The sequence below is a fragment of the Epilithonimonas sp. genome (assembly GCF_056329745.1).
Genome location: NZ_JBWEYV010000001.1, coordinates 305,283 through 328,346 on the forward strand (window position 1 = coordinate 305,283; position 23,064 = coordinate 328,346).

Below are 23,064 nucleotides of genomic sequence, written 5' to 3' on the forward strand. Positions count from 1 at the left end.
TTAATTTTTAGAATGATACATTAAGTCCCATAGTAATAATTCTCGCAGGTGTATACCTGTTAGTTGTAGTTCCGTTGAAAGACTGAGTTGGCTCTAAACCTTTACGGGCTGTTTTACTCCACAAGTTTTCACCAGATACAAAAAGTTTAAATGCCGTAAAACCTAAATCATTTACAAAATCTTTGTTTAAATTGTAAGATACGGTAGCCTGTCTCCAACTAATAAAATCAGATTTAACCAACCATCTCGTACTTGCTACATCAGAACTTGTATAAGTAGAAGAGTTAAGTGCAGGAACATCTGTAATTTGACCAGGTGTTGTCCATCTGTTAAGTATATCCGTACTCAAAGCACCACCTTGAGTATAAGATGACATCAGAGAGGCATAGTTACTATCATAAGTCTTACCACCTATCTGATAAGTAAACAAAGTACTAAAACTTAGATTTTTAAAGCGTATTGTTGTTCCAAAAGAACCAAACAAATCAGGAATAGCAGTTCCAGAATAATCGTATTTTGCTTTTGAATAATTAGTTGTCACTAAAGTTCCATTAACGGTACGAATATCTGAAGCCGTTGTATTAGCATAAGCATCAGCAACAAGAAACAAAGGTGATCCATCAGCCGCATCCACACCATACCATTGTCTTAACCAATAATCATAGATAGAATGATCAACCATTATTTTCTTTGTACCATTGATGATTTCTGTTTGACCTTCAGGTAACTTTGTAAATCTATTCTTTAGTGTTGAAGCATTTGCATTTAGGCTCCATCCAAAATTAGCATTTCTCAAAACATCTACAGATAAAGAGAACTCGTAACCCTGATTATACATATTCCCTAAATTTTGAAGAATTGTATTATTAGGAACACCTGCTGATACTGGTAATGGTTTAGCAAATAATAATCCATCAGTATTTCGTTTGTAATATTCTGCTGTACCAGTTATTCTGTTATTCCAAAAACTAAAATCAACAGCAGCATCGTATTGTCTATTAGACTCCCATGTTACAAGTGGGTCAGACAATTTATTAAATAAGATACCCGCTTCTGTAGCATTATTATATCCTAATGCAAAGTTACTTTGATAAAGGTAGTAATTATTAGCTTGATCATTACCAACTTCACCATATGAACCTCGAAGTTTCAAATCGTTTATAAAGTTACTATCTTTCAAGAAATTTTCACCTTTGATTCTCCACCCTGCGCCGACAGACCAGAAAGAATGCCATCTTGTATCTGGTGCAAAACGTGAAGATGCATCCCACCTAATCGATGCAGAAAGCAAATACTTTTGATCAAAATCATAATTGAATCTACCAAACGCTCCTTCTTTTCTATAATTATCTGTTTGTGATGTTAATGATGTTGTTGTTACAAAGTTGGTTAAATCATAATTATTATCAGCAACTTGTCCCTGCTTATAACCATCCATGTATTCATAGATATACTTATAATTCTCATGTCCAACTAGAACATCAAAATTGTGACTTCCAAAACTTCTCTTATAATTTAACAATTGATTCCATGTAAGTGTTTGCTCCGTAAATGAGCTCAACTCAGCAGCACCTGCAGGTGCTGCATCTCCAATCAATTTGTTGGTATATTGACTTCTTCTGTTATTTCTGATATCATATCCAACATTAGTTGTTAATGTCAGATATTTATCGAATTTGATCTCAGCATATGCTCTTGAAATTACGTAGTAATTTTTAGAAATATCTCTATTCAGCAAGGTTTCCCAGATAACATTACGCCCAGCAGCAGCACTAGCTCCTCTATTACTTCCAGCATCATAAATAACATTTCCATTAGCATCATACAATGTTGCGTTAGTAATTGGATCGTGGGCATATGGAGAATAAATTGGCCCCATAGTTCTAGTCCAAGAATATGGATTAATATATGCAGAGTTATTATTAGCACCATCTACAGAGTTGTTTCCATTAGAGGAAGTTCCTGTTAGATTAACACCAACTTTTAACCAGTTTTTAACCTGCGAGTCAACTGCTAGTTTTGCATTAAACCTCTCAAAATCGGACTTTAAAATATATCCTGTTTCCTTTGTATAACCTACCGAAGCGTAATAAGTAGTCTTATCACTACCCCCACTATAATTCAAATCGTAGTTCTGTCTAAAACCACTTTTAATCAATGCTTTTTGCCAATCAAGATCTGTATACTTCAAGGAAGCATTTGGATTCAAAATGCCATTAGTTACTAGAAGATTGTTTGCAACATTAAAAATATTATTTTTAAGAACCCCTGATATCAGGTTGTTGCTTGCAAAAGTATTTGCATCAGCTACATTATTATTTGCTCCTGAAGTTAATCTTCCATTTCTAATAGCCTCCCATACCAAAGGATAATATTGATACGCATTCACACGATCATATTCAGGAATTGACCTTGAAACATACCCAGTTGACATCCCAAAATTTAAAGTATTAGAATTCCTTCTACCCTTTTTTGTTGTAATCAAAACAACACCATTAGCAGCACTAGAACCATATAAAGAAGTTGATGACGCATCTTTCAAAATATTCATCGTTGCAATATCATCTGGGTTGATAGCGTTTAGAGATCCTGTATAAATAACACCATCAACAATATACAACGGACCTGTTGAGATGTTATATGATCCAATACCTCTTATTTGAATAGATGGGGAGCTACCTGGCTGCCCTGTACTGCTACTAATTTTAACACCTGGACTTGCACCATCAATAGCTTGTAACACGTTTGAGATTGGTCTATCAGATATCTGACTAGCAGATATCTGGGTATTAGATCCTACCAACGTTTCCTTCTTCTGCGTTCCGTAAGCTACCACAACAACCTCCTCAATATTAGAAACCTTTGTGGTATCTGTTTTTTGAGCGAGAAGTGCTTGGCCTGTAAAAAAAAGCACGCCAGCACTTAAAACTTTTAAATTAACATTCATATCAAATTTTTTATTAATCAATGTCGCAAAAATGTTAAAATAATTTAACATTCACAAGTAATTTTTTTTAAAAAGTTATAAATTTTACTAAATATGTTAAATCTTTAAAATTTAAAATGCACTCTTGTGTTAAGTATGGACAAATTTCAGCCTAATAATATGAATATTACAATTCATAAAATATTTACCCAAAATATTTTAAACTTTATAAAATATATTTAATATGCTTCTGCACATATTTTATGACGCCCTTAAAAAAATCTTTTTCAAAACTCTACATAGAAGCCGGATGCGACGAGGTGGGCAGGGGATGTCTGGCGGGTCCCGTTGTGGTGGCGGCAGTAATTATCGATAAAAAATTTAAGCAAAATTTGGTTAACGATTCCAAAACGTTAAATTTTAAAACGCGCCAAAGCCTGGATCTCTACATTCGAGAAAATGCCGTTGATTTTGCCATTGCAGAGCTTTCGCCTGCTTTTATTGATGAGCATAATATTCTCAATGCGAGTATCCACGCCATGCATTTGGCATTGGATCAACTAAAAATTCAACCGGAACTGATTTTGGTAGACGGCAACCGGTTCCATCCCTACAATTTTATCCCGCACCAATGCATCATAAAAGGCGACAGCAAATTCCTTTCTATTGCCGCCGCATCCATTTTGGCAAAAAATTACCGGGACAACCTGATGATAAAACTCCACGCCGAGTTTCCGGATTATGGCTGGGATACCAATTTTGGCTATTGTACCAAAACACATCAGCGTGCGCTTAAAAAATTCGGTCCAAATATACATCACAGGAAATCCTTCCGACTGGATTATGATGTAGAAGATGAGATTATAGATTGATATATAATAAACTGGTATATAATATAGTCTCATTGTTTTTTGAAGTGCACTAAGCCCATCGCTATTCATTCTTTTCCGTTATATTTGTTATTATGCAAAATACCTATTCCGTCATCAATGCATCGGCCGGTTCTGGCAAGACTTACATGCTTGTACAGAGGCTGCTAATGATCTGCCTCAGGTTTCCCAATCAGCCAGATGACATCCGCAATATCTTGGCACTCACTTTTACCAACAAGGCTGCCAACGAGATGAAGGAAAGAATCCTCTTTTACCTTGGTGAGTTTGTGAAAGACAATTTTGCTAACAACATCGATCTCAAAAACATCCTCGAGGCACTGCAAGAAAAGTGCTACCGCGTCACATTGGAAGACCTCCACCTGCGCTTCCAAAAAGTTTTGAATTACATCCTGCACCACTACTCTAGGCTTAACATCGGAACCATAGACAAGTTCAACGCCCGGCTGGTGAATAGTTTCTCTTACGAACTGGGATGGTTCACAATGCTAGATAATCTTTTGCACAACCAACAGAAAAATAGTGGCTTAATGGTTTTTATAATTTGGATGGAATTCATATGTGAGGCAACCACTTCTTTTGTAGCTAGTTTTTTTGTACATTTTGATAACACATATGGTAAAGGTTATGCAGGCGGACTATCTTTTATTAAGTCTATAGATAAAAGATTATATGATGCAATTCCAGATACTGATTACAGAAAAGAAGCATATTTGGCTTCTGATAGCATCGTAAATAATGTAAGCTTACCAAAATATGCCAATTTTAAATTTAGAGATAAATCCGTGGGTAATGGAGGAGATTATATGTCTATGAGAGCTTTTGAAATATATTATATCGAAGCTGGTACAAAAGCTGTTTTAGCTGAAATTACTAAACTACGAAACCCTTCTCATACTGTAACAGCAGCATCTGGTTCAACACTAATTAATGAAATTATACTACAAAAAAGAATTGAGTTATGGGGTGAAGGATGTGCTTGGACTGATTTGAAGTGATTAAATTTCTCCTTAGTAAGAAATTATCCAGCATCCAACCAAGTCCAATTATCAGAGAAAATCGATATACCTGCCAAAGTCCCTAGATTCAAGTTTCAGATTCCGCTAGCAGAAATGTTGGCCAATCCAAACATGACGCAAAATCCATAATTTAGTCGTTTGAAAATACCAGTCATTTTCTATGCATTATATATATTCACTAGATTAAAAATAGTCATTAAAAATTTACACTTTTTTAAATGAACATATGTAAGTTGTGCTCTTGATAATAAATGAGGTAAAACTTTCAAATCTAGCCACATATTACACATTCTCATAACTAATACGAGCTTTATAACGACGACACAAAGAAATATAATCAATTAAAAAATAATTGTATAACCGATTATTAAAGCGTTTAAAAAACACTTTGTAATATATACATAGACCATCTCAAATAAGAGCAGCTGTTAAAAATTATCATTGAACGGAAACTTTTTACGTTAGTTTAAGGGACTTTGCACAGATGTAAATATCGTTTTAGAGTACTTGAGGTCTGGTCAAGTAAATCTATAATCTGAATAACAGATTAAACCAAAAACAGTTACTAAAATGTTGTACACTAATTTTAATAAAAAAAGCAGTACAAATTCTGACATTTGTACTGCTTAACATTTATAATTTTTCAAACCATTTAATAGATTTGAAAAAAAATCGGTTATTTCTTATCCCAAAATATTTTGGTATAAAGGTAATCACCACCAATTGCCGCTGAAGCCGCAGCATAATTTGTTGGATTAGTTGTTTGTTCAGTAACAGGATATTGTAATCTAACTGGAACTTTACCATTTGATTCAGGAACCGCCTGCACAGCAGGAGTTAAAACCGGATAATCTAATCTTCTCCAAAAATTCCAAGATTGCATAGGTTGATTATACATTGCTATCCAAGCCTGTGTGCCCAGAGATTTTTGCCAATTCGTGGCATCATAAGCATTAGATGTAAGATAACCGTTTGCATCTGCCGCAGTTTTTCCCCACTGCAAGAAAGAAGCCGTAACAGCGTTATTATATAATGTTTCTGCGCTTCCTCCAATGCCCCACCTTGCGGATGCTTCAGCCAGATAAAATGCCACTTCTGTATAATTGAGTAAAATACCCGGGGTTGTAGTTGTATAAGCAAAATCACCAGGAGAAGAAAAATTATCAAAAGAAGTCATTACTCCAATAGTTCCACCTACATAACTACCGTTTTTCAATCTAAAATAAGCGCTTCTTCTAGGGTCATTTGTAGCGTTCATTTGGTCTACGATTGGTTTACCGGCAACAAAGTCATTTCTACCACTATTAACTAGATTCGCATACATCTGGTTAAAATTGGGTGATGCTGACAAATATGCTAAATTACAATCGTCTGCGCTAGATGCAAAAACTCCACCAGAAATAGCCGCTTGACAAGTTGCTTTAGATAAATCAGGATCCGAGTCTGCAAGAGCTATTCCCAATTTGAGTAGCAGTGAATTACCAAATTTCTTCCATTTGGTCATATCACCATTGTAGAATTTTTCACCAGAAGAAAAACTTTTTCCAGTAGTGTCAATAGACGCCAAATCATTTTTAAGATTAGTGATCAATTGAGAATATATATCTTTTGCATTATCATACTTCGGCAATGGGTTTACATCTACATCGCCTGCCTGCGAAAAAGGTACATCACCGAATGTATCAACTGCAGTTTGATATGTATAGATCTGCAACATATCAAGGATAGCAAGCTGATTCTTTTTTACGGTCTCCCACGTTGGAACCTCAGCAGCTGTTGGGCTATAGGCTTGCACAAGTTGTTTTGCTTGAATCAAACTTTTATTTGATCTTACATATAGATATAAAAATACATTATCTGCAACATTTCTGGTTACAAAATTATAATTACTTTCATCAGAATAAGAAGTCTCATTCCAATATTGCATAGTCAATCTCAAATTGTTTGTATTGACACTTGGCGTGGTTAAATAATCTACCAATTGCTTTTCAGCATATGTTAATACTGTTGAAGGAACTGTTGTATAGTAACTGTTGGGATCTTTATTTAGATCCGTAAAATCCCCATTGCAAGCCTGCAGTAAGAAAACAGCTGTTAGTGATGCTAATATTTTTTTCATTTCGATTAAATTAGAAGTTAAGTTTTGCATTAAAGGATACTGTTCTTGTCGTAGGAAGTGGGCTGGTTTGATATCCTTGAACATTTCCAGCACTTAAACCAGATTCAGGATCTGCATAAGGTAGATTCTTTTTTATAATCCAAAGATTATTTCCTACCACACTTAGGGCTATACCTTTAACAAAAGTGGAAGCAAAAAGTTTTTTAGGCAAAACATAAGTTAACGCAACTTCTCTCAATTTAATATAAGTAGCATCATATACAAATTGTTTAGCTGGGTAAGCATCATAACCCATAGCACCTTTATTTGATGCATCAATTCTCACATTATTAGCTGTATATACTGGAGAAGCAGAAGTGCCAGTATTAACCACACCTGGAAGAATTAATCCACCACCATTTGCTAAGGTATTACGAACTGGATTACCTAAATCATTAAGATACACAGTTTCGGGATAGAGACCTGTAGCTTGTCCATAATATTGATCTAAAGAGAATATATCTCCACCTTGCTTCCAATCAATTTGGAAAGAAAGTTCAACACCTTTATATGAAAATCTATTTGTTAAACTACCAAACCAATCTGCCTGCATATTACCAAGAACAGAATTGGTATTTGTTTTAACATATTTACCAGTTTTTGCATCAACAATCTTATTACCATTTCCATCGTAAACAAAATTAGTACCTTTTATAGTTCCAAAATCGTCATTTAATGAAGCATTAATTGTTACCCCCCCTTGAAATGAACCTAATGTAATATTTTCCACACCTGAACTTAAAGCGGTTACCTTGGATTTAGGATTAGACCAATTGGCATTTAATTCCCAAGTAAAATCTTGTGATTTGATTGGTACCAAATTTAATGCAATTTCATATCCCTCAGACCTCATATTACCAACATTTTGAACTTTAAAAGCTACTCCCGTAGCATAACTTACTGGCAAAGCTAAAATCTGGTCAAATGTATCATTCCTGAACCAGCCTAAATCCAAGCCAATTCTATTTTTGAAAAATTTTAATTCAGCACCAGCTTCATATGATTTAGTTTGCTCCGATTTCAAATTTGGATTTTTAGCTGTAGTATTGTAAGCATAAACAGGTGTTCCAAAGGCTGTGGAAACAGTGTATTGATTGATCAATTGATCAGGCCCTGTATCGTTTCCTACCACAGCATAAGAAGCTCTTAATTTCCCAAAAGATAAAACATTAGAATCCTTAAGGAAATTCCAGTTAGAAATAACTGCACTTAGAGATGTTGAATAATACCAATAGGCATTATTATTGGTTGGAAGTGCTGACGAAACATCCCTTCTAACGGTTCCATCAATATAGTAGGTCTTTAAAATACCAAAATTGGCTTGTGCAAAAGTACCAAACAATTTTTTTGTCGTATCGGTAATCAATGGAGCTTGTGCTGCAGCAGCTGTATTAGTTACACTGTAAACACCAGGAACGAATAGTCCTCCTTGAGTTCCTTGCGAATTTGAATAAAATTTTTGAATATTGACAGTAGATCCTAACACTCCAAAGAAATCTACAGTATTATTCCAAAAATTATCTTTATATGTTCCTATAACGTCAAAATTATCTTCACTTCTCCTATCGTTTCTCACCGCATAACCAGAGGGTTGGCTACCGGAAGCGGGACCTATAGCCATTGCATCTGCTAAAGAACCAACAGCTTTTCTCTCATCTACCATATAAGTATAGCCGTCATGAGAAGCCCTTGCTAATACATTAATTTTTTTTGTTACATCCCAACTTAAACTGGCATTACCTGCAAATCTCTGACGGGAATCAGTAATATAATTTTCATAAAGTTTAAAATAAGGATTGTCCCAATATTGAGGGCCTGTATTAGTTGGAGATAATATATTCCAAGAATAATTTTTCCTATAATTCATATACATATCCCTCTGATCTTTCATATCAACATTGGTAGCCCACCACTGGCGAAAGTTTCCGGTTATACCGTGATAACCTGTTGGGTTTTTCCCAACCGTATTTTGAGTAACAAAAGTTGTATAAATGTTCGCAGTAAGATTATCTGCTAGTTTATATGAAGCTGTTCCTGTTAATGCATTTTTATTTAGATTAGTGTTTGGCAAAATATCGTTACCGTTAACATTCTGATAAGATAATCTTAAACTTGACACATCATTTCCTTTAGCTATTGAAAACGAGTTATTATATATCGCTCCCGTTTGAAACAAAAAGGAAGGATCATTTTTTGCAGCTACCCAAGGAGAAGCTTTTCCAAAATTAGAAGTTCCTGGAACAAATGATGTATATTGCCAAACCATCAAATTTGGATCAAAAGCTGCACCGTATGAAGCATCAACAGACATTGGGGCAAGTGGTTGCCCATTATAGACACTAAACTGCTGATTGCTGGCTGGACCATACAAATAACCTTCACCCTGTCCATAAGAAGTTTGGTATTTTGCAAATGTTTCTTTGTTAATAGAAGAAATAGAGATTGCAGAATTAACATCTAAGGAAAAACTAGAATTTGCTTTTCCCTTTTTGGTGGTAATAATTATAGCTCCATTCGCAGCTCTAGCTCCATACAATGCTGTTGCAGCAGCCCCCTTCAAAACATTCATTTCTGCAATATCATCAGGATTAATATCGGAAATAGTATTACCGGTATCAACTCTTAATGAAGAGGTATTGGTAGTAGGTGAGTTGTTGAGCATTGGTGTGCCATCAATCACAAAAAGAGGCTGATTATTACCAGTCATAGATCTATATCCTCTTAAAGTGATATCAATAGACCCTCCAACATTACCACTCTGCTTAATATTAAGACCAGCAACCTTACCTGATAAATTAGATGTAAAATTGGCTGTAGGAGATTTGGTAAGATCCTCAGCACTTATACTTTGTGTAGAATACCCTAGCGCTTTTTTTTCTCTTTTGATACCTAAAGCAGTGACAACTACTCCTTCGATATCACGTGTTTTGGAAGAGTCTTGTACCTTCTGCGCAGATAACATTGCAAAAGAAGAGGAAAGAACCACAACCAATACACTTGCTGTTAATTTTTTCATATCAAATCAAATTTTTAATAAAACAAAAATGTTAAATAAAATTAACACTCGCAAGTTATATTTTACAAAAAATAATAAAATATCATAAATGATTAAAAATTTTAAAGCAAAATTAATTATAAAATAGGGGATCTTAATGGACTATGATTTAACCTTAATAATATCATATTTTCAAAAAAAATGTTATCCCATTTTTAAATAGAAGATTTATCGGTATACCTTTGCAAAAAACTCCCTATGCCATTAAAAAAATCTTTTTCAAAACTCTACATAGAAGCCGGATGCGACGAGGTGGGCAGGGGATGTCTGGCGGGTCCCGTTGTGGTGGCGGCAGTAATTATCGATAAAAAATTTAAGCAAAATTTGGTTAACGATTCCAAAACGTTAAATTTTAAAACGCGCCAAAGCCTGGATCTCTACATTCGAGAAAATGCCGTTGATTTTGCCATTGCAGAGCTTTCGCCTGCTTTTATTGATGAGCATAATATTCTCAATGCGAGTATCCACGCCATGCATTTGGCATTGGATCAACTAAAAATTCAACCGGAACTGATTTTGGTAGACGGCAACCGGTTCCATCCCTACAATTTTATCCCGCACCAATGCATCATAAAAGGCGACAGCAAATTCCTTTCTATTGCCGCCGCATCCATTTTGGCAAAAAATTACCGGGACAACCTGATGATAAAACTCCACGCCGAGTTTCCGGATTATGGCTGGGATACCAATTTTGGCTATTGTACCAAAACACATCAGCGTGCGCTTAAAAAATTCGGTCCAAATATACATCACAGGAAATCCTTCCGACTGGATTATGATGTAGAAGATTAGATTATAGATTGATATATAATAAACTGGTATATAATATAGTATCATTGTTTTTTGAAGTGCTCTAAGCCTAGCAACATTCATTCTTTTCCGTTATATTTGTTATTATGCAAAACACATATTCCGTCATCAATGCATCAGCCGGTTCCGGCAAGACCTACACGCTGGTACAGAGGCTGCTAATGATCTGCCTCAGGTTTCCCAATCAGCCAGATGCCATCCGCAATATCCTGGCACTCACTTTTACCAACAAGGCTGCCAACGAGATGAAGGAAAGAATCCTCTTTTACCTTGGTGAGTTTGTGAAAGACAATTTTGCTAACAACAGCGATCTCAAAAACATCTGCGAAGCACTGCAAGAAAAGGGCTACTGCGTTACGTTGGAAGACCTCCACCTGCGCTCCCAAAAAGTTTTGGATTACATCCTGCACCACTACTCTACGCTTAACATCGGAACCATAGACAAGTTCAACGCCAGGCTGGTGAAGAGTTTCTCTTACGAACTGGGACTTGCTCAGAACTTCAACCTGGAAATTCAGGCCGAGCCTTACCTGATAGAAGCTGTAGACAAAATGTTGGATGAGATTGGTGACCAAAAAGCCGTTTCTGATGCCTTTATGGATTTTGTGAATTATAATTTAGACAATAACGAGCGCGTTAACCTCAACCAAACCCTTTATAACACGGCAAAAAAATTCGTTAATGACATCCATTACAAACCTTTGCAGGATAATAAAGATTTTGAATGGACCGCTTATGACCATAAAAAGAACGAACTTCGAAATCGTATTAATGACAACAAAAAACAATCCGACCAAATAGCAAGACAAGCTTTGGAGCTAATAAATTCCAGAGGCATCGAGATTGAGGATTTTGCACAGGGCAAAAACGGGTTGGGAGGATTTTTCGTTAAAGTCACAGATTTTCTGCAAAAGAAACGGGATGGCTTTCCTTTTCCCACTAATGAAGACTCTGCCTTAACAACTTTTCTGAAAGGTGCAGCTGCCAAAGCCAAACACAAACAAAACGACATCGAGGACATATTGCAACAATTGCTGGATTGGAGAAATCAACTGATCCAAATCCATATTGATTCCCGAAAAAAAGAAAAAATACTGGAAGCCATTCTCCCTTTGAAAGTGAATGCCGACATCCAGAAAAAATTACTGGAAATTGAGGAAGAAAATGATCTGGTTCTACTCTCCAAATTCAATATTATCATTAATGAAAATCTTAAAAATGAACCTTCGGCCTTTATCTATGAGAAGGTAGGAACACAGTTTCAGCATTATTTTTTTGATGAATTCCAGGATACATCGGCAATGCAGTGGCAGAACTTTTTACCGCTGCGCGACAACAGCATCACATCAGAAAATACCAGTTTCACTATTGTGGGCGACCCCAAACAGAGCATCTACAGGTTCCGAGGTGGCGAGAGCGAGCTAATGCTGGACATTATCAACAAAAAAGAAATCACACCCAAATTTGCAACCGCAGAAAACCTGAAATACAACTGGCGAAGTGCAAAAAACATCGTGAACTTTAACAATAAACTCTACGACTATATGTCAAAAGACCTCAGCGATGAACACCAGAAGATTTTTGGAGAAAATGCCATCCAGATGGCGCAGTCTTCTTTGGACGGTCGCGTGAAAATACATCTGCTGGAAAATACCGTAAAATCGGTTTTTTATGAAGAGTCGGCGAAGAAAATGCGGCAGGATATTCAGGAATGTGTGGACAACGGGTTTTCTTTTTCGGACATCACCATCCTTTGCCGTGGCAACACGGATATTTTCAATTATTCCCAACTGTTGGGCAGCCTGAAAGTGAATTATAAAAATAAAGAAACCCACATCAAAACCATATCTGAGAAAGGGCTGACTTTGGATTTATCATATACCATTAAAGCGCTGATTGAGTTCCTAAAATGGAATATCACACCAAAAAACCGCCAGTTTCTGGTCAAAATGATGTATTACCTGCAGGTTTCTGGACGGATCACAATGCCAGATTTTACATCGGAAATCAGGGTCATTTTGGATTTAAAGTCGGTAAAGGAAATTGAAGAACATATCGATGTTCATTATCAGGTTAAATTAATTCAGAATGATATTCCGCAGCTTAATCTCTATAATTTCATCGAATATTATGTCCAGCAATTTTCGGTAGACCATAAGGAAACGGATTTCCTGCTCAACTTTTTGGAAATGCTGTTTAACTACACCCAAAATGCCGGCGCAACGCTGAAAGAATTCCTGAAATACTGGGATGACGAGGCGTCAAAAATCAGTATTCAGGCGAGTGACAATATTGATGCGGTGCAGATTATGACCATTCATAAAGCGAAAGGGTTGGAATTTCCGGTGGTTTTTATCCCGATGGAAAACAAAAATAATGACAACAAATTCTCGGAATGGTACAACCTGGAAAGTAACGACGAACTGAAAACCGTTATCCTGACTCAGTTCTCCCCAGAGCTGGAAAATTATGATGAAGACTTGGCCCAATTCAATTCCAGCAATTCTTACCGCAATAGGATTGACCGGTTTTGTATCCAGTATGTAGCGACAACACGGCCTGTGGAGCAACTTTTCCTTTATCTGGAAAAACCGAGCAAATCTGCCAACCATCTGGAGTTATTTGATTTTGTGACCCAGTTTCAGCCTAGTGACAATGGCGAACAACAGGATTCTTTCGATATATTCCCTGTGATGGATCTTCGCAAACAAAAAACCAAAGATCAACCAGCTTATTTGTCCGAGAGTATCGAAACAATAGCGCAGAAGGCAGAGAAAGCCTCCAAAATAGAAATTGCCACCACATCAAAAAGTTACCAAAACCGGGTGGAGCACGTACGGATCGGGATTTTCACCCACGAGATCCTGTCAAAAATCAAAACGGAAAAAGATCTGGGTAAAGTACTCAACGCTTATTTTTTGGAAGGCATCATTACTGCAGATGAAAAAAAAGCGATCCTGCAAAGAATAGAAGCTGTACTCCATCAGGAAGAATACGCAGCTTATTTTGAAGACAATCTGAAAATCATCAATGAGCGGGAAATGCTGGTAACAGAAAGTGGAAATTCAAAAACTTACCGCCCGGACAGGCTGATAGAAACACCCGAAGGTTTTATCATTGTCGATTTCAAAACCGGTGAGCATAACGAAAAAGACCAGAAGCAGGTTGAACTTTACAAGGTCAAATTGGAACAATTTGGTAAACGAGTAGTGAAAACCGATGTGATTTATATTTAAAAATTAAAAAAGCCTCCTAAAAGTTATTGACTTGCAGAAGACTTTTTAATTTTCAGTAATCATTCTAATTTTCTGCAGCAGGGGTAAAAACACGCTGCGCCAACTCCTGGTCAAAAAGATAAAGTGCAGATGGATTATCCTTCACCATTTTGATTTTGGTAACCAATAATGATGCGCTAGACTCTTCTTCTACCTGCTCATTGATAAACCATTGTAGAAAACTGGTGGTTGCAAAATCGCCTTCGTCATTGGCTGCCTTCACAATATTGAAAATACTTTTGGTCACAAGTCTCTCATGCTCCAAGGCTTTTTCAAAAATATCTTGCGCTCCGGAAAATTCATGTGGCGGTTTTGCTACTTCATCCAGCATTACTTGTCCGCCAACATTATTGATATAATCAAACATTTTATCAGCATGCATCAGTTCTTCTTTAGACTGTACGCGGAAATAGTTTGCCACACCCTCCAGGTCCTGAGAATAGAACCACGCACTCATGGAAAGATAAAGCTGAGAGGCGTATTGCTCTTTTGTTATTTGTTCATTCATTAACCTGATAATTGTATCGCTTACCATAACTTTAATTTTTTTTCAAATATAAAAAAAGAGCCGTTAAAAAAACGGCTCTTCCTAAAAATATGTATAGAATTATTAATTCTCTAAAACATAGGTAAACATCAATGGTGCACAGATAGTTGCATCACTTTCTACCACAAATTTTGGTGTGTCAATATCCAATTTTCCCCAAGTGATTTTCTCATTAGGGACAGCACCGGAATAAGATCCGTAAGACGTTGTAGAGTCAGAAATCTGACAAAAGTATGACCAGAACGGCACATCTTCCCATTCCAGATCCTGATACATCATTGGAACTACACAAATAGGGAAATCCCCAGAGATCCCACCACCAATCTGGAAGAAACCAACACCTTTCCCATGAGAGTTAGCACGATACCATTCTGTAAGGAAGATCATATATTCGGTTCCGTTTTTCACGGTGTGTACATTCAAATTACCTTTAATAACATTGGATGCAAAAATATTACCCGTTGTAGAATCTTCCCAGCCGGGGCAGATGATAGGCAGGTTTTTTTCTGCCGCAGCTACCATCCAAGAATCTTTGGGATCAATTTCATAATACTGCTCCAAAACTCCGGAATTGATCACCTGATACAAAAATTCGTGTGGGAAATATCGCTCACCCTTATCTTCGGCAGCGTGCCAAACATCTTCAAGATGTTTTTGCAATCTTCGGAAAGCTTCCTCCTCGGGGATACAGGTATCTGTTACTCTGTTATAGTGATTATCCAACAACTCCCTCTCCTGCTCTGGTGTAAGATCTCTGTAATTAGGTACTCTTTTGTAATGCGAATGCGCTACAAGGTTCATCACATCTTCTTCCAAATTGGCTCCGGTACAAGAAATAATCTGAACTTTGTCCTTGCGGATCATTTCTGCAAGGATTTTACCAAGCTCTGCGGTAGACATAGCACCACCAAGAGAAATAAGCATGTTACCACCATCTTTTAGGTGTGCCACATAACCCTTGGAAGCATCTACCAAAGCCGCTGCATTGAAATGCAAATAATACTTTTCTATAAATTCCGAAATAGGCTTATTCATTATTATAAAAATTTTTGCAAAGTTAAGCTTTTTTGTTCGAGCAGATATTACTGCTCATCCACAAAATAAAGCCCATTTATCTAAAATCAATTAAACGGTGGAAACATCCAAAAAAACATCAATAATAATTCTGTACTTTTGCAAATTGAAATTTTAAACATATAATAATGATTTCGGCACAGGGATTAGGATTGCACCACGCGGGTAACTATCTTTTTAGAGATGTTAATTTTACGATAAAAAAGGACGACAAAATTGGTTTGGTTGGTAAAAACGGAGCCGGCAAATCAACACTTCTTAAAATCCTATCCGGAGAAATTAACTTCTATGAAGGCAATGTGATTCCAGAAGGTAATATCACTATTGGTTTTCTTAAGCAGGATCTTGATTTTGTAAAAGGCAGAACGGTTTGGGACGAAACGATGCAGGCTTATGAGCAGATCAATGCTTTCAAAAATGAGTTGGAAGATGTCAACCATCAACTAGCGACCCGGACCGATTACGAAAGTGATGCTTACTCAGATCTTATTGTAAGAATGACGGAACTGAATGATCTTTTGATGCATTATGACGCTTACAATCTAGAAGGTGATGTTGAAAAAGTACTATTCGGCTTAGGTTTCAAAGCGGATGATTTTCAAAAGATAACGGACGAATTTTCCGGAGGATGGCGAATGAGGATCGAACTGGCAAAATTGCTTTTACAGAAAAATGACCTGATGCTGTTGGATGAGCCTACCAACCACCTCGATATGGAATCCATCATTTGGCTGGAGAATTTCCTCAAAGATTATCCCGGCTCCATTGTATTGGTAAGCCACGATAAACAGTTTATGACCTCAATCTGCAATAGGACTTTTGATGTCAACAACAGGAAAATCGAAGATTATAAAGCCAACTATTCCAAATATCTGGAGCTGAGAAAAGAGCGTCGCGAAAAACTGGCTCAAGCCAAGAAAAATCAGGATGCGGAGATCAAACAGATGGAGGACAACATCAACAAGTTCCGGGCGAGTGCTACCAAAGCTTCTTTTGCGCAATCACTTATCAAAAAACTGGACAAGATCGAAAGAATCGAAATTGATAATGAAGATGTGTCCAAGTTCAATATCCGTTTCCAACCGTCTGTTACACCCGGAAAGGTGATTTTCGAAGCCAAAAACCTGGGTAAAGCTTATGGCAATAAACAAATTTTTGACAATGTAGACTTCTTTGTGGAGCGTGGCGACAGGATTTCCCTTTTGGGTCAAAACGGACAAGGAAAAACAACCTTGGCAAAAATCCTTGCCGGCGATATCAAAGACTATTCTGGCGAATGGAATCTCGGTCACAACGTGAGCATCGGATATTTTGCCCAAAATCAGGAAGAGGTTTTGACGCCTGACAAAACCGTTTTGCAGGAAGCAGAAGATTCGGCAACCGAAGAGACTAGGCCTAGAGTTCGTGATCTTCTAGGATCTTTTCTTTTCCAAGGGGAAGATGTCAATAAAAAAACCAAAGTTCTTTCCGGAGGCGAAAGAAACCGTCTGGCACTTTGTAAGTTATTGTTGCGCCCGTTCAATACGTTGATTATGGATGAGCCTACCAACCACTTGGATATTCAGTCAAAAGAAATTATCAAGTTGGCTCTTCAGAAGTATGAGGGCACTTTGATCGTCATTTCTCACGACCGTGAATTTTTGCAGGGCTTATCAGACAAAATCTTCGAATTCCGTGATGGGAAAATGAAAGAATTTCTTGGTAACATTGATGAATACTTAGAATACCGACAAAAGGAAAGCATCCGTGAAATCTCTGCCGAGAGATCAAAACTTCATAAGGAAGACGCTGAAGCACCTAAAAATAAAGAAGAAAAAATCCGAGAGCCACAGGCCGACAAGCAAGCAACATCGATTATAAGCAAAGAACAAAAAAACATCCAAAATAAACTTAAAAAGGTCGAAGAAAAAATCTCCGAATTGGAATCAAAAATAGCGGATTTTGAGTCATCTTTTACTAAGGAAAACCCATCAGAAGCGGTTTTGGAAAGCTATAATAAAACCAAAGAAGAATTGGATCTCACTTTGCAGGAATGGGAATACCTGGGCAGCCAACTGGAAAATTAAAATCTGGCAATTAACCTACTTAATTAAGTATTATTTGTTACCAACTTATAAAAATAATTTACTATAATTTATTACTTATAATAAAATAGAATTAAATGAGCTAATTTTTCATTCATTTTAAGACAGCTTCAGCATCATTTTTTTAATTTTTTTATAAGATAAGTAGTTCCCGATCCTTTTGTGCTATTAAAATTACACAATGTAAAAGAAGTTGCTACCCAGCTTGTGGCCCATGTAAAAAATTCCGATCCTCCTCCTTCTGCCCATTTAGATGCTCAGCAGTTATACCAGCAAAATTGTCAAATCCTTCTGATAAAAAAGTGAATTTGAACCTTTAGTAGAAATGATACTCAGAAGATAGTATTTTTTTAATAATTAATAAAATTTAAATAGTACTTAAATATAAATAATTCAAAAAAATATTTAAAACGAGTTTTAATTTGTATTTATTATGTTTAATTCAAAAAAACTTCATAATTATTAATCTGATGAATCACTTCCAGCAGGTTTTCATTGATATTGATATGATGCTGCATAGAAACCACTTCCAAGATGGAATCGTCTTCTGGGTTTTTGATGAAAAACTGCAGCTTTTGCTCGCCTTGGTTGGCAATGATATTCTCTTTGAAAAAACTAATGTCGCTTTCTCTCAACGTATCCAGCGGAACTACAATGGATAGACTTTTGGCAAACAGATCAAAGGCTTCTTTCAGTTCGAGAACGTCGTTAACGTTTACGAAAACACGGCCATCTTTCCCCTGAGAATATTTGATTTTCATAATCACAAAACGTTGCACTTCCAGTTTTTCCTTTAGTTTCATATAATCTCGGTCGCCCAGTCGGAAAGAGTAGGATCCCGTATAATCTTCCAGCATCACAAAAGCAACTTTTTCCCCACTGCGGAAGCCGTCTGCCACCCGGTATTCTGTTATCAGACCGGCCACTGTATATTCTTTGGTGTTGTCTTTATCGTGCTGGCGGTCTTTCCAACTCTTTTTCTCCTCAAACAATTCTGCAGGTTTATTGGGAAATGCCACATCTTTGTAAGCTTCCACTTCATCCAGATTCAGGAAGTTAAAATTCCCCTTGGCCTCAGCTTTTACAGTCACTTCTTCTATAATCTCATCTTCTAGTCCACCTTCATCGGAAATCACAATATCCGGTGTCTCTTCATCCGCCGGGCTGTCGTCTGCTTCTATGACGGGGACAATTTCATCCAAAACAGGAAGGTCTTCTTTTTTCTCTTCCAGCACTGCTTTTTTGGACAAAACACCTTGCATAAATTGGAATTGGTATTTGAATTCATCCAACGGATGCGCAGAAAGATAGAAGCCGATAATTTCTTTTTCTTTGTTAAGGGTATGCATATTCGGCCATTCTGCACAAGGGAGAAGTTTAGGCTGTTCAATCTGAACTTCTTCTGCAAAGTCTGCAAAAAGCGAATTATCCATCTCATTTTTACTATCCTGGAAACTTTGTCCATAGCGTAAAAGCCTTTCCAGATTGGTTCTTCCAGCTGCATCGATGTCAAAATACTGCCCTCTGTGGTAAGAATCAATTTCGTCAAATGCCCCGGCAATCACTAAACTTTCTGCCACTCTTTTATTCACCTGAGAAGATGGGACGCGCTCAAAAAAGTCATATATATTTTTGAATCTCCCATCTTTTCTAATAGCTGTGATGGCTTCACTCGGTCCTTCGCCAATCCCTTTGATAGCACCTAGCCCAAAACGGATCTGCCCCTTATCGTTTACTGAAAATTTATATTGAGATTCATTAACATCAGGACCCAAAACATCTACACCAATGGCTTTGCAATCTTCCATAAACATAGTGATAGAAGCCGTGTTGTTAATGTTATTACTCATCACACTCGCCATATATTCTGCCGGGTAATTGGCTTTGAGATAAGCGGTCTGGTAAGCAATCCAGGCATAACAGGTGGAGTGCGATTTGTTAAATGCGTACTCAGCAAAAGCCTTCCAGTCATTCCATATTTTTTCTAATTTCTCCTCATTCAGGTTGTTCTTCCTTCCGCCTTCAATGAATTTTGGATACATTTTGTTAAGAACATCAATCTGCTTTTTACCCATTGCTTTTCTCAGTGTATCAGCTTCACCTTTGGTAAAGTTGGCGAGTTTCTGAGACAGCAGCATTACCTGTTCCTGATATACGGTGATGCCATAAGTCTCTTCCAGATACTCCTGAGTCTCGGGTAAATCGTAGATGATCTCTTCGGTGCCGTGTTTTCTGTTGATGAAATTCGGGATGTATTTGATTGGCCCCGGGCGATATAATGCGTTCATCGCAATCAGGTCGGCAAAAACTGTTGGCTTCAGTTCGCGCATATATTTTTGCATCCCCGGACTTTCGTACTGGAAAATCCCAATCGTGCGGCCTTCCTTAAATAACTGATAGGTTTTTGCATCATCCAACGGAATATCATCGGGATTAATGTCTATACCGTGGCGCTCTTTCACAAGGTTGACGGCATCTTTGATAATTGTTAACGTCCTAAGGCCAAGAAAGTCCATTTTCAAAAGCCCGGCACTTTCTGCCACCGAGTTATCAAACTGAGAAACCAAAATATCCGCATCTTTGGCTGCGATGGTGATTGGTACCAAGTTGCTCACCGGCTCCGGCGTGATGATGACTCCACAAGCATGGATCCCAGTATTCCTGATGCAGCCTTCCATTTTCTTGGCGCTTTCTAGCACCGAGAACCGGGAATCATTGGGATTATCCAGGATATTCTTCATCTCATCTACCAATTGCTGCTCTTCCGGTTTCAGTTTATCATATTTGGAGAACGCTTTTGCAATGTTCATTCCGGGTGTAGAAGGGATGAGCTTGGCAATCATGTTGGTTTCGGGGATGGATACATCCAAAACGCGGCCTGCGTCTTTGATGGCAGATTTTCCACCGAGAACAGAGTAGGTGATGATCTGCGCTACCTGATCTTGCCCGTATTTTTCCACCACCCATTTGATGATTTTATCACGGCCTTCATCATCGAAATCAATATCGATATCGGGCATCGAAACCCTTTCTGGATTCAGGAAACGCTCAAACAGGAGATCGTATTTTATCGGGTCCACATTGGTGATTCCAATAGCATAAGCTACCGCCGAACCTGCCGCCGAACCACGGCCAGGGCCAACCCAAACGCCCATTTTTCTTGCCTCATTACAGAAATCCTGAACAATCAAAAAATAACCCGGATATCCTGTATTGGCAATGACGTCCAACTCAAAATCAAGGCGTTCCTTGATATCATCAGTGATTTCTAAGTATCGTTTTTTGGCACCTTCAAAAGTCAGATGCGTCAGGTAAGCCATCTCGCCACGTTTTCCACCGTCTATATCGTCTTCGGAATTGACAAAATCCTCAGGAATGTCGAATTTTGGCAGAAGCACGTCACGCTTCAATGTATAAGGTTTGAATTTGGCCAAAAATTCTTCATAAGCTTCAAAAGCATCCGGGTAAGCCAGAAATGTCTCTTTCAGCTCGTCTGTATTTTTGATATAATATTCGTCCGTTGTTAGACCTTTTCTTTTTCCAAATCCTTTTCCAATAGGCGTTGATAGTTTTTCGCCATCTTTTATACAGCCTAAAATATCCTGAATATTGGCATCACTTTTATTGGTGTAATACGTTTCGTTTTGTGCTAGGATTTTAACATTGTATTTGTCGGCCAACTGAAGAAGAACTTCGTTAAGGTGCTCTTCTTCCGGCAATTGATGATTCTGAATCTGAACATAAAAGTCATCCCCAAATTCTTTTTGCCACCATTGGAACAACTCTTCACCTTTTTGCTCCCCAATATTGAGGATCGTGCTTGGTATATCACCATTAATGCCGGATGTTAGGGCAATAACACCTTCTTTATATTGAGAAATCAATTCTCGGGAAATCCGTGGAACACCAAAATAAAAACCTTTTTGGAAACCTATACTCGAGAGTTTGACCAAGTTTTTGTAACCATCAAAATCTTTGGCCAGCAAAACCACCTGCGTCCTCCTATCGGGATCATCTTTGGTAAATTGTTTTTGCTCGTAACGTTCAGATATGTAGAACTCGCAGCCTACGATGGGAATCAGCGGCTCTTGGCTTGGTTCTGGATCACTAAATTCCTCACCTTTTTCTTCAGCTTCCTGCTTTTTTTCAAGATAAGCCTTGTGTTTTTTATTGATATCAGAATTCACACCTTCCACAGCTGTAACAAATTTGAAAGCACCCATCATGTTGCCGATGTCAACGATGCCCAATGCTTTAAAATGATCTTGCTTGGCCTTGTTGATAAGATCGCCAATGCTGGATGTAGCCGTAAGTGTAGAGAACACCGTGTGGTTGTTAAAATGAAAATATTTACCCAAATCAATCTCATCAATACTGCCAAAATCGCTTTGTTTTTTCTTTTTGTTAAAACTTGCAACCTGTCTTCTGATGACGATCCCAAATGGTTGTATTGGATTCGGATTTGCTGCTTGATATTCCTTTAGCTGCGCTTCTGTAGTTTTCAAAACTTCAGCTGGAATAACACCGATTCTCATCATTTCGAAAAAGACCTGAGCGGTGGCATTAACGTCTGCTGCGGCATTGTGCGCCTCGTCAAACTTGTGGCCGTAGAGTTTTTCAAAAAGCTCCTCCAGTTTTGGGGATTTGTACTTGCCGCCTCTTCCTCCTGGCAACTGGCAATAGTCCGTTCCCAGAATCATCGTGTCGGCACGCGGTTTCTCCTGAAGGTTGTCCTTGATGTTTTTTCGGTAAAATTCTGCCCCTACAATGTTGTAATCAAACTCCACATTATGACCGGAAACGACACGGATATTTTCCAATGCTTTAGAAAATTCTTCCAAAACTTCCTGTAGATCACGGCCTTCTTCCTGCGCAATTTTAGTAGTTATTCCGTGGATCCTGGCAGCATTAAAGGGAATATCATAACCTTCCGGCTTGATGATATAATCTTGGTTTTCTACCAGATTTCCATTGTCATCGTGGATTTGCCAAGCAATCTGAACCATTCTTGGCCAGTTGTCTGAATCGGAAAGCGGCGCGTTGAAATTTTTGGGTAAACCGGTGGTTTCTGTATCGAAAACTAAATACATCTACGTTAGAAATTTGCGTAAAGTTATGATTTTAATAAGAGAAAAAAAATACAGATTGACTTGGTTTAACATAGAAATAGTTTAATTAAACTAAACCAAAAATCAATAAAAAAGCCATTAGAAATGATTTCCAATG

General features: G+C 37.6%; 10 protein-coding genes and 1 pseudogene. 5 read left to right on the forward strand and 6 right to left on the reverse strand.

The window, feature by feature from the left end; genetic code table 11:
* Positions 1–7 precede the first annotated feature (7 nt).
* A complete protein-coding gene (locus AC00Y6_RS01310) occupies positions 8–2,998 on the reverse strand; it encodes a SusC/RagA family TonB-linked outer membrane protein (RefSeq protein ID WP_474488814.1) in 2,991 nt (996 codons plus the stop codon).
* A gap of 191 nt (positions 2,999–3,189) precedes the next feature.
* Between AC00Y6_RS01310 and AC00Y6_RS01315 the strand changes: the two genes are divergently transcribed.
* Positions 3,190–3,798 (forward strand): ribonuclease HII, encoded by a 609-nt coding sequence (locus AC00Y6_RS01315; protein WP_474488815.1) that lies wholly within the window; start codon positions 3,190–3,192, stop codon positions 3,796–3,798.
* 92 nt (positions 3,799–3,890) lie between these two features.
* A pseudogene (locus AC00Y6_RS01320) lies at positions 3,891–4,292 on the forward strand (UvrD-helicase domain-containing protein); the annotation flags it as partial.
* Between the two features lie 1,219 nt (positions 4,293–5,511).
* Here AC00Y6_RS01320 and AC00Y6_RS01325 read toward each other — a convergent pair.
* Complete coding sequence (locus AC00Y6_RS01325; RefSeq protein WP_474488816.1) at positions 5,512–6,954, reverse strand: SusD/RagB family nutrient-binding outer membrane lipoprotein; 1,443 nt, start codon at positions 6,952–6,954, stop codon at positions 5,512–5,514.
* A 10-nt stretch (positions 6,955–6,964) separates the two neighbouring features.
* Positions 6,965–10,009 carry a SusC/RagA family TonB-linked outer membrane protein gene (locus AC00Y6_RS01330; protein ID WP_474488817.1) on the reverse strand — a complete coding sequence of 1,015 codons (3,045 nt, stop codon included), beginning with the start codon at positions 10,007–10,009 and terminating at the stop codon, positions 6,965–6,967.
* A gap of 237 nt (positions 10,010–10,246) precedes the next feature.
* Here AC00Y6_RS01330 and AC00Y6_RS01335 point away from each other — a divergent pair, with 237 nt between their 5' ends.
* Both AC00Y6_RS01335 and AC00Y6_RS01340 read left to right on the forward strand, forming a co-directional pair.
* Positions 10,247–10,840, forward strand: a complete 594-nt coding sequence (locus AC00Y6_RS01335) for a ribonuclease HII (protein WP_474488818.1) — start codon at positions 10,247–10,249, stop codon at positions 10,838–10,840.
* A 104-nt stretch (positions 10,841–10,944) separates the two neighbouring features.
* A complete protein-coding gene (locus AC00Y6_RS01340; RefSeq protein WP_474488819.1) occupies positions 10,945–14,094 on the forward strand; it encodes a UvrD-helicase domain-containing protein in 3,150 nt (1,049 codons plus the stop codon).
* A 64-nt stretch (positions 14,095–14,158) separates the two neighbouring features.
* On the opposite strand, the gene AC00Y6_RS01345 is transcribed toward AC00Y6_RS01340, so the two are convergent.
* Both AC00Y6_RS01345 and AC00Y6_RS01350 read right to left on the reverse strand, forming a co-directional pair.
* On the reverse strand, positions 14,159–14,668 hold the full coding sequence (locus AC00Y6_RS01345; protein WP_474488820.1) for a ferritin: 510 nt from the start codon (positions 14,666–14,668) through the stop codon (positions 14,159–14,161).
* Positions 14,669–14,743: 75 nt separating this feature from the next.
* The gene (locus tag AC00Y6_RS01350) at positions 14,744–15,715 is read right to left on the reverse strand and encodes a deoxyhypusine synthase family protein (protein ID WP_474488821.1); all 972 of its coding nucleotides are present in this window, start codon (positions 15,713–15,715) and stop codon (positions 14,744–14,746) included.
* Positions 15,716–15,882: 167 nt separating this feature from the next.
* On the opposite strand from AC00Y6_RS01350, the gene AC00Y6_RS01355 reads away from it, so the two are divergent.
* Positions 15,883–17,820 carry an ABC-F family ATP-binding cassette domain-containing protein gene (locus tag AC00Y6_RS01355; protein ID WP_474488822.1) on the forward strand — a complete coding sequence of 646 codons (1,938 nt, stop codon included), beginning with the start codon at positions 15,883–15,885 and terminating at the stop codon, positions 17,818–17,820.
* Positions 17,821–18,275: 455 nt separating this feature from the next.
* On the opposite strand, the gene dnaE is transcribed toward AC00Y6_RS01355, so the two are convergent.
* Positions 18,276–22,928, reverse strand: a complete 4,653-nt coding sequence (gene dnaE, locus AC00Y6_RS01360; protein WP_474488823.1) for a DNA polymerase III subunit alpha — start codon at positions 22,926–22,928, stop codon at positions 18,276–18,278.
* Positions 22,929–23,064 lie beyond the last annotated feature (136 nt).